The 9,649-nt window shown below is 69.5% G+C and carries 9 protein-coding genes; 8 read left to right on the top strand and 1 reads right to left on the bottom strand.

From position 1 onward, the window contains the following. The 8 genes from V7067_RS04280 to glcF form a co-directional block, all read left to right on the top strand. A partial coding sequence (locus tag V7067_RS04280; protein WP_334174641.1) for a carbohydrate ABC transporter permease occupies positions 1–395 on the top strand: 395 nt, incomplete at its 5' end. Next, on the top strand, positions 392–1,273 hold the full coding sequence (locus V7067_RS04275) for a TIM barrel protein (RefSeq protein WP_334174640.1): 882 nt from the start codon (positions 392–394) through the stop codon (positions 1,271–1,273). The genes V7067_RS04280 and V7067_RS04275, both read left to right, overlap by 4 nt. Beyond that, entirely contained in the window at positions 1,270–2,145 is an 876-nt protein-coding gene (locus V7067_RS04270; protein WP_334174639.1) for a PfkB family carbohydrate kinase, read from the top strand. The genes V7067_RS04275 and V7067_RS04270 overlap by 4 nt, the downstream gene beginning before the upstream one ends. Before the next feature lie 2 nt (positions 2,146–2,147). Continuing rightward, positions 2,148–3,566 carry an FAD-binding oxidoreductase gene (locus V7067_RS04265; protein WP_334174638.1) on the top strand — a complete coding sequence of 473 codons (1,419 nt, stop codon included), beginning with the start codon at positions 2,148–2,150 and terminating at the stop codon, positions 3,564–3,566. Between the two features lie 79 nt (positions 3,567–3,645). Next, entirely contained in the window at positions 3,646–4,740 is a 1,095-nt protein-coding gene (gene ugpC / locus V7067_RS04260; RefSeq protein ID WP_334174637.1) for a sn-glycerol-3-phosphate ABC transporter ATP-binding protein UgpC, read from the top strand. A 324-nt stretch (positions 4,741–5,064) separates the two neighbouring features. After that, positions 5,065–6,498, top strand: coding sequence for an FAD-linked oxidase C-terminal domain-containing protein (locus V7067_RS04255; RefSeq protein WP_334174636.1), 1,434 nt, complete (start codon positions 5,065–5,067; stop codon positions 6,496–6,498). A gap of 27 nt (positions 6,499–6,525) precedes the next feature. Further along, complete coding sequence (locus V7067_RS04250; RefSeq protein ID WP_334174642.1) at positions 6,526–7,719, top strand: FAD-binding protein; 1,194 nt, start codon at positions 6,526–6,528, stop codon at positions 7,717–7,719. 17 nt (positions 7,720–7,736) lie between these two features. Then, positions 7,737–9,074: a glycolate oxidase subunit GlcF gene (gene glcF, locus V7067_RS04245; RefSeq protein WP_334174635.1), complete on the top strand. Its 1,338-nt coding sequence runs from the start codon at positions 7,737–7,739 to the stop codon at positions 9,072–9,074. Here the strand turns inward: glcF and recR are convergent. Next, on the bottom strand, positions 9,040–9,648 hold the full coding sequence (gene recR, locus V7067_RS04240; protein ID WP_334174634.1) for a recombination mediator RecR: 609 nt from the start codon (positions 9,646–9,648) through the stop codon (positions 9,040–9,042). The genes glcF and recR overlap by 35 nt on opposite strands. Position 9,649 lies beyond the last annotated feature (1 nt).

The raw sequence follows: 9,649 nt of genomic DNA, 5'->3' as shown, positions 1-9,649 counted from the left end.
ACACCGCCTTCCGCATTCCCTTCACCACCTTCCTGATCCGCGCCTACATGCTGGACCTGCCGCGCGATCTGGACGAGGCGGCGACCATGGACGGCGCCAGCGAGAACCAGATCTTCTGGCGGATCACCCTGCCCCTGTGCCGGCCGATCATCATTTCCTGCGTCATCCTGCATGTTCTGTTCGCGTGGAACGAATATCTGTTCGCGATGATCTTCACCAGCGGCACCGATCTGCAGACCCTGCCGGTCGGTCTGACCTCCATCATGGCCCGTCACGGCACCAATTATGCCGTCGTGTTCGCTGCCATGACGATTTCGGCACTGCCCATCGTGGCCGTGTTCTTTGCGGCCCAGCGTTATTTCATCCGTGGTCTTTCGGAGGGTATGGGCAAATGACTTCGCCGGTTCCGACCGCCCCGAAACTGGATGCCCGCCAGCTCATCGGCGCCAATTTCAGCTTCCAGCACCTGCCTTTCGCCCATGCCGCGCGCATCATCCGTTCGTTCGGCGTCTCGGAAATCGAGCTGTGGGGCATCGCGCCCCATCTCGATCTGTTCCACGCCACGAGTGCGCGCATTGCAGCGGTGGAACAGGTGCTGGCCGACACCGGCCTTTCGGTATGGTGCTTCACGCCGGAACAGGTGCTCTATCCGGTCAATATCGCCTCCGGCGATGCGCAGTGGCGGCGCGACAGCATCGACCGGTTCCGGCTGGCGGCCGATATCGCCGCCCGCCTCGGCGCCCGCTATCTGTTTCTCACCCCCGGCCGCGGCTTTGAGGACGAAGACCCGCAGGCGGCATGGGAGCGCTCGGCCGAAGCGCTGCGCACCATTGCCGGTCACGCGGCCGCCGCCGGCGTGCGCTGCCTGCTGGAGCCGCTGCAGCGGGTGGAAACCAACATCGTCACCGATGCCCGCGGCCTGAAGCGGATGCTGGCCGATGTCGGCGCCGACACCATGGATGTCGTGCTCGACAGCGTCGGCATGGCCACCGCCGGCGACACGGTGGCGGATTATCTGGCGCTGTTCGGCCCGCGGCTGGCCCATGTCCAGCTGGTCGACGGCACGCCCGCCGGCCATCTGGTGTGGGGCGACGGCACCCTGCCGCTCGGCCGCTATGTGAGCGAGCTGGCCGCCGCCGGCTATGCCGGCCGCCTCACCTTCGAGCCGTTCGGCAACGGCTCCTATGCCCTCGACCCGGCCGCAGCGTGGACACGCTGTCTGGCCGGCCTCGAACCCTATCTCAACCGGACAGCAGTGGCAGACCCGCGATGAATGCGCCCAGGCTTGTCGCGGTCGGTGACAATTGTCTCGACGCGTATCTCACCCGCAATCAGGTCACGGTCGGCGGCAATGCGCTGAACGTTGCCGTCCAGTGGCAGCGCAATGGCTGGACGGCGCGCTATTTCGGCGCCGTCGGCGCCGACCCGGAAGGCGATCTGGTGTGCGAGGCGGTGGCCGCCACCGGCCTCGACCCGGCCGATGTGGAACGCCGCAGCGGCGAAACCGCGGTGACGCTGCTGAGCGACCGTGCCGGCGACCGTCATTTTCTGCTGGAGGCGTTCGGGGTCGGCACCCACTATATGCCGTCGCCGGAGCGTTATGCCGCCGCCGCCGCCGCCGACTGGGTGCATCTCGGCACCAATGCCAGCCCGGAACTGGTGCGCCGGCTGGTGGCCGACCGCGTACCGTTCAGCGTCGATCTTTCCACCGCCCCGTTCGCCCTGCCGCTCGCCGGGGTACCGATGGTGTTTGCCTCCGGCCCCTCGGCCCCCGGCGAGCCGGTCGCCTCGCTGATCGCCGCCCTGCGAAGGGCCGGCGCCGGCACGGTGGTGCTGACCTGCGGGCGCCGCGGCGCCTATTTCGACGATGGCCGCGTGCATGCCTTCGCCCCTGCCACGCAGGTTGAGGTGGTGGATACCTGCGGCGCCGGCGACAGCTTTATCGCCACCTTCATCACCGCCTTCTGCTGCCAGCATCTGCCCGCCGGCGATGCGCTCGCCCGGGCCAGCGCCGCAGCCGCGCAGACCTGCACCCATCTCGGCGGCTTCCCGCAACCCTCTCATCCGATACCGGACTGGCTGCCGGTCAAATATGCCGCCGTCATTGCCGGCGAGCCCGCGCCCGGCGTGAAAAACGGAGGCTGATCATGGCGTCTCTTCACCTGCGGCAACCGGTTGCCGCCGCCCCGGCCGAACGTTCGTTCTGGCTGCAGGACATCGCGATCCGGCCCGCCAGCGAGCCGCTGCGCGGCGGCACCACGGCCGATGTGGTCATTATCGGCGGCGGCTATACCGGGCTTTGGACCGCACTGCGTCTGCGCGAACAGGCACCGGATCTGAAGATCATGGTTCTGGAAGCCGATCTGTGCGGCTCCGGCGCCTCCGGGCGCAACGGCGGGCAGGTCCACACCTGGTTTGCGGAGTTCGACCTGCTGGCCGCCGTCGCCGGCCGCGACGAGGCCCTGCAGCTTTGCCGCGACAGCGCCGATGCCATTTCCGAACTGGAAGACCTGCAGCGCAGCGGCACCATCGACATGGACCTGCGCCTCGACGGCTGGCTGTGGACGGCAAGCTCCATCGCTCAGGAAGGCGCGTGGGCCGCGGCCGTGGCCATGACCGAGGCCGCCGGCGAAGACCGCTTCCGCCGCCTTGGTGCCGCTGACATCCTGCGCAAGACCGGCTCGTCCGCCTCCTATATGGGCGTGATGGAGCCGCGCGCCGGCACGGTGCAGCCGGCCAAACTGGCGGCGGGGCTGCGGACACTGGCGCTCGCCCGCGGCATCGTCATCCACGAAAACAGCCCCGTCCGCGAAATCGTCCCCGGCCAGCCGGCCACCGTGCGCACCGCGCACGGCGCGGTGAAGGCGGACAAGGTGGTGCTGGCGGCCAATGCGTGGCTGTCGGCGCTGCCGGAACTGCGCCGCCATCTCTATGTGGTCGACAGTCAGGTGATCGCCACCGCCGCGGTGCCGGAGCTGCTCGACAACATCGGCTGGCGCGACGGCGCCTCGATCTGCGATGCGCAGAGTCAGGTGCTCTATTATCAGCGCACCCCCGCCGGGCGGGTGGTGTTCGGCCGCGGCAGCGGGCGGGTCGCCTTTCGCGGCGCGTTCGGGGCGGATTTCAACCGCAGTCCCGAGCACGGCCACCACAACCGGCGCGAGATGCACCGTGTCTATCCGCAGTTGCGCGGCGTGCCGGTGGAATATGACTGGTCGGGGCCGATCGACTGCCTGCCCTCGCACATACCGGTGTTCGACCGTCTCTCCGGTCATCCGAACATCTTCTTCGGCATGGGCTTCAACGGCACCGGCATTGCCCAGACGCCGATTGCCGGGCGCATTCTGGCCAGTCTGGTGCTGGGCCGGAAGGACCGCTGGAGCGACAGCGCCCTTGTCGGGCTGAAACGGCGCCAGAGCCTGCCGCCGGAGCCGGTGCGCTATCTCGGTGCCCGGCTGGTGCGCGCGGCGGTGAAGCGCAAGAACGAGGCGGAAATCCGCAATCTTCCGCCGGATACCCTGACCCGCCTGATCCTGAAGCTGATGCCCGGCGCCAGCGAGCACTGAGCCCGCCCGCGCCGCCGATTTCCGAGGCCCGGCCTGCCCGCCGTGCCGCCCGACCTCCTGCCAAGCCGGACGATTCACTATGGCCGATCTGACCCTGAAGCACGTCATGAAATCCTATGGCGGCCTGCAGATTCTTCACGGTATCGATCTGGAGATCAAATCCGGCGAATTCATCGTGTTCGTCGGCCCGTCGGGCTGCGGCAAGTCCACGCTGCTGCGCTCCATTGCCGGACTGGAAGAAATCAGTTCCGGCGAACTGCGCATCGACGGCGAACTGATGAACGATGTGCCGCCCTCACGGCGCGGCATTGCCATGGTGTTCCAGTCTTATGCGCTTTATCCGCATATGACGGTGTTCGACAACATGGCGTTCGGCATGAAGATTGCCGGCGAAAGCCGCGCCGAGATCGACCGCCGGGTGCGGCAGGCCGCCGAAATCCTGCAGCTCACGCCCTATCTCGGCCGGGTGCCCAAGGCGCTGTCCGGCGGCCAGCGCCAGCGGGTGGCGATCGGCCGGGCCATCGTGCGCAATCCCAAGGTGTTCCTGTTCGACGAGCCGCTGTCCAATCTCGATGCCGCGCTGCGGGTGGCCACCCGCATCGAGATCGCCCGCCTCAAGGCCTCGATGCCGCAGACTACCATGATCTACGTGACCCACGATCAGGTGGAGGCGATGACGCTGGCCGACCGCATCGTGGTGCTGAAAGACGGCCGCATTGAACAGGTCGGCGCGCCGGTCGATCTTTACCGCGCACCGGCCAATCTGTTCGTCGCCCGCTTCATCGGCTCGCCGGCGATGAATATCGTGCCGGCCCGCATCGAAACCGCCGGTGCCGAGACCGTTGTGCGCCCGGCCGCCGGAAAAGCCGTGGCGGTGCCGCTCGCCACCCCCGCCAGTGCGCAGGGCGCCGCAATCAGTTTCGGCGTGCGCCCGGAGGATCTGCGCGCCACCGACAGCGACGATTATCTGTTTGAAGCCCGCGTCGATCTCGTCGAACAGCTCGGCGAGGTGCAGCTCGTCTATCTCGACAGCGGCGATCCCGACTGCCCGCTGATTGCCAAGCTGCCCGGACAGGCGGCCGTGGCCCGCGGCGACCGGCTGCGGCTGACCGCCGATGCCGCCCGTCTGCACCTGTTCGGAGACGACGGCCGGACCCTGCGTCCGCAGCCCTGAACGGCCTGTTGCCGCCTCGCCGGTCGTCGCAAATCCGGCCGAGACAAAAGGGGCCCGCAATTCCCTCCCGTCCTTCTCCGGCGGCAGGAGCCGAGACCGGCTGTCAGTCCGCTTTGCTGCGGAGGGTTCGGAGCCCCTTAGCGCGGCGGCCGGCGGGCGGGAGCGATTGCCGCCGGCGCGGCAAAAGTGTCGTGCCGCAAAAGGCACTGGCCTGCCGGCGGCAGAGCGATCATGCTGCCTTCCGGCCGGCGGGACAGACCTAATTCTGCATGAGACAGAACCCCGCGGCAAAAACGGGATACCCGGCCGCCGGGAGGAAACCTCATGAGCGCCATCGCCTTTCCCCTGCCGGATGCCGGCATTCTGGCCCGGCGCGATGCCATCGTCGCCGGCCTTGCCGCGCTCGTGCCGCCGGATTGCCTGATCACCAGCGAGACAGAGCGCCGCGCCTTCGAGACCGACGCCCTCGCCGCCTATCGCCGCATACCGCTGGCCGTCGTGCTGCCGCGCTCCACGCAGGAGGTGAGTGCGGTGATGGCGTTCTGCCACCGCGAGGGCGTGAAGGTGGTGCCGCGCGGGGCCGGCACCTCGCTTGCCGGCGGCGCCATTCCGCAGGAAGACGCCATCGTGCTCGGCATCGCCAAGATGACGCGGGTGCTGGAGGCCGATTTCGCCAGCCGCACCCTGCGGGTGGAGGCCGGCATCACCAACCTGGCCGTCACCGCCGCGGTCGGGCCCGAGGGCTTCTTCTATGCCCCGGACCCCTCCTCCCAGCTCGCCTGCACCATCGCCGGCAACATCGCCATGAATTCCGGCGGGGCCCACTGCCTCAGATACGGCGTCACCACCAACAACGTGCTGGGGGTGACGCTGGTGCTGGCCGACGGCACCGTGACGCAGATCGGCGGTGCGGCGATGGATGCCGCCGGGCTCGACCTGCTCGGCCTCGTCACCGGCTCGGAAGGCCAGCTCGGCATCGTCACCGAGGCGACGCTGCGCATCCTGCCGGTGCCGGAAGGGGCGCGGCCGGTGCTGTTCGGCTTTGCCACCAGCGAGGCCGCCGGGGCCTGCGTGGCCGCCATCATCGGCGCCGGCATCATTCCGGTGGCCATGGAATTCATGGACCGGCAGGCCATCGCCATCTGCGAGGCCTTCGCCCACGCCGGCTACCCGCTCGATGCCGGCGCGCTGCTCATCATCGAGGTGGAGGGCTCGGACGCCGAAATGGATGCGATGCTCGCCCGCATCACCGCCATTGCCCGCGCGCACGGCGTGCAGACCATCCGCGAATCGAAATCGGCGATGGAAACGGCGGCCATCTGGAAGGGCCGCAAATCCGCCTTCGGCGCCACCGGACGGGTGGCCGATTATATCTGCATGGATGGCACCATCCCGACCGGGCGGCTGCCGGAGGTGCTGACGCGGATGGATGCCATCGTCGCCTCCTACGGCTTGCGCGTCGCCAACGTGTTCCATGCCGGCGACGGCAACCTGCATCCGCTGATCCTGTTCAACTGCAACGACCCGGCCGAGCAGGAAAAGGCAGAGATGGCCGGCAACGACATCCTGCGGCTGTGCGTGGAGGTGGGCGGCTGCCTCACCGGCGAACATGGCGTCGGCATCGAGAAGCGCGACCTGATGGGGGTGCAGTTCAGCATCGCCGATCTCGATCAGCAGATGCGCGCCCGCGCGGTGTTCGATGAGAAATGGCTGCTGAATCCGGCCAAGGTGTTTCCGCTCGAAGGCCGCCCGGCCTGATCCCCTCCGCCGGAGAGACAGACCATGATCCCGACCGAACAGCCGGCGGATGAGGCCGAAGCCGGCCGCCTCATTGCCGATGCCGCGCGCAGCGGCCGGCGCCTGCGCCTGCAGGGCGGCGGCACCCGCCCCGGTCCCGGCCGGCCGGTTGCCGCCGGGGCGGTGCTGTCCTCCGCCGCCCTCACCGGGCTGACGCTGATGGAGCCGGCCGAACTCGTCATCGGCGCGCGCGCCGGCACGCCGCTGCGCCTCGTGGAGGAAACCCTTGCGGGCCACGGGCTGATGCTGCCGTTCGAGCCGATGGACCATCGCCTGCTGTTCGGCACGGCGGGCGAACCCACCATCGGCGCCGTGGCGGCGGCCAACGTCTCCGGCCCGCGGCGCGTCTCGGCCGGGGCCGCGCGCGATCACCTCATCGGCGTGCGCTTCGTCAACGGCCGCGGCGAGGCCATCAAATCCGGCGGGCGGGTGATGAAGAACGTCACCGGGCTCGATCTCGTCAAGCTCTCTGCCGGGGCCCTCGGCACCCTCGGCTTTCTGACCGAGGTGACCTTCAAGGTGCTGCCGCGGGCGGAAGCCAGCCGCACCCTCGTCTGGCACGGCCTCGGCGAGGACGCCGCCCTTGCCCTGATGACAGCGGCCCTCGGCTCGCCCTATGCCGTGGATGCCGCCGCCCACCTGCCGGGTCCGGTCGCCGGCGGACGGGCAAAGACCTGCCTGCGCATCGAGGGCTTCGGCTTCTCGCTCGATCACCGCGCCGCGGAACTCACCCGGCTGTTTGCCGCCCGCGGCACCCCCGACATCGCCGAAGGACCGGAGACGGCGGCGCTGTGGTGCGCCATCCGCGACTGCCGGCCGTTTGCGGCCGGCGGCGCCCACGGCGGGGATGCGGTGTGGCGGCTCTCGCTGCCGGCGGCCAAAGCCGTCGCGGCGCTGCGCGCGCTCGTGCCGCTGTCGCCGGTGTGGTTCATGGACTGGGGCGGCAGCCTCGTCTGGCTTGCGGTGCCGGAGGGTGCCGATGTCGGGGCAGGCGCCATCCACGGCGCAGCCGCGGCCGCCGGCGGACACGCCACGCTGGTCAGGGCCAGCGAGGCGATCCGCGCGCGTGTGCCGGTGTTCCGTCCCCCGGACCCGGCGCTGATGCAGATCACCGCCGGTCTGAAGGCGTGTTTCGATCCCGCCGGGGTGCTCAACCCCGGGCGGATGTATCCCGAGGCGTAAGCGGCGAGGCCGTTCCCATGCAGACCAGTTTCAGCCCCGCCCGGCTTGCCGATCCGCACATGGCGGCATCGGAGAAAATCCTGCGCGCCTGCGTCCACTGCGGTTTCTGCACCGCCACCTGTCCCACCTACCTGCTGCTCGGCGACGAACTCGATTCGCCGCGCGGCCGCATCTACATGATCAAGGACATGCTGGAATCGGGCCGCCCGGCCAGCGCGGACGTGGTGAAGCATGTCGACCGCTGCCTTTCCTGCCTGTCGTGCATGACGACCTGTCCCTCCGGCGTGCATTACATGCACCTCGTCGACCATGCCCGCGCCCATATCGAGGCAACGTGGAAGCGGCCGTGGCCGCAGCGGCTGCTGCGCACGCTGCTGGCACAGACGCTGCCCTATCCGGCGCGCTTCCGTCTTGCACTCGGCGCGGCGCGGCTGGCGCGGCCATTCGCCCCGCTCATCGCCCGCCTGCCGCAGGTCGGCGCGCCGCTGGCCGCCATGCTGGCGCTCTCCGCCCGGCCGCGGCCGGCTGCGGCCGCTGAGACGGCCCGGCCGCACGGGGCTCCCGTTGCCGGCATCGCCCCCGTTGCCCGTGTCGCTCTTCTGGAAGGCTGCGCCCAGCCGGTGCTGGCGCCCGGCATCAATGCCGCCGCGCGCCGCGTGCTGGCCCGCCACGGGGTGGAAGTCGTGCCGGCGCCGGGCGAGGGCTGCTGCGGTGCGCTCGTTCACCACATGGGCCGGGAGGCGGAAGGCCTCGCGCTGGCCCGCGCCAATGTCGATGCGTGGTGGGCGGCCATGCAGGCCGGCCCGCTCGATGCCATCCTCATCACCGCGTCCGGCTGCGGCACCACGATCAGGGATTACGGCTTCATGCTGCGCACCGATCCGGCCTATGCGGAAAAGGCGGCGGCCGTCTCGGCACTGGCGCGGGACATCAGCGAATATCTCGCCACCCTGGAGCTGAAACTGGCCCCGCGGGCGCAGAACCCGGTCGTGGCCTATCACTCCGCCTGCTCGCTGCAGCACGGGCAGAAGGTGACGGACCTGCCGAAAGCGCTGCTGAGGAAGGCCGGCTTCACCGTGAAAGACGTGCCGGAAGGCCACATCTGCTGCGGCTCGGCCGGCACCTACAACATCCTGCAACCGGATCTTTCGGGCCAGCTGCGGGACCGCAAGGTGAAGAACATCGCCCGCACGAAGGCCGATATCATCGCCGCCGGCAACATCGGCTGCATGGTGCAGATCGGCGCGGGCACCGGCACGCCGGTGGTCCACACCGCCGAACTCATCGACTGGGCCACCGGCGGCCCGGAGCCGGAGGCGCTCAGAACGGCCGGCGCTGGCGGATCGCCGCGGTGAGCGTGCCTTCGTCGAGATAATCGAGTTCGCCGCCCACCGGCACGCCGTGGGCAAGGCGCGAGACGGCAACATGGCAGGCGGCAAGCTGCTCTGTCAGGTAATGGGCGGTGGTCTGGCCGTCGACGGTGGCGTTGACGGCAATGATGACCTCCTTCACCGCCGGATCGGACGCGCGGCGGATGAGGCTTTCGATGTTGAGGTCGGAAGGCCCGATGCCGTCCAGCGCCGAAAGCGTGCCGCCCAGCACATGATAGCGCGCGCTGACCGCGCCCGCCCGCTCCAGCGCCCACAGGTCCGACACATCCTCCACCACGATGATGAGGGAGGCATCGCGCGTGGCATCGGTGCAGATGGTGCACGGATCGCGGCTGTCGACATTGCCGCATTCGGAGCACACGCGCACCGTTTCCACCGCGCGGGTAAGCGCGGCGGAAAGCGGCTCCATCAGGCTCTCGCGCCGCTTCACCAGCGCCAGCGCGGCGCGGCGGGCCGAACGCGGCCCGAGACCCGGCAGCTTGCCCAGAAGCTGGATCAGGCGTTCGATCTCAGGACCGGCAACGGCACGCGGCGGCATT

The organism is Pseudoxanthobacter sp. (assembly GCF_036822375.1).
Taxonomy (GTDB): domain Bacteria; phylum Pseudomonadota; class Alphaproteobacteria; order Rhizobiales; family Segnochrobactraceae; genus Pseudoxanthobacter.
This window is presented reverse-complemented; position numbering and strand designations above follow the sequence as displayed.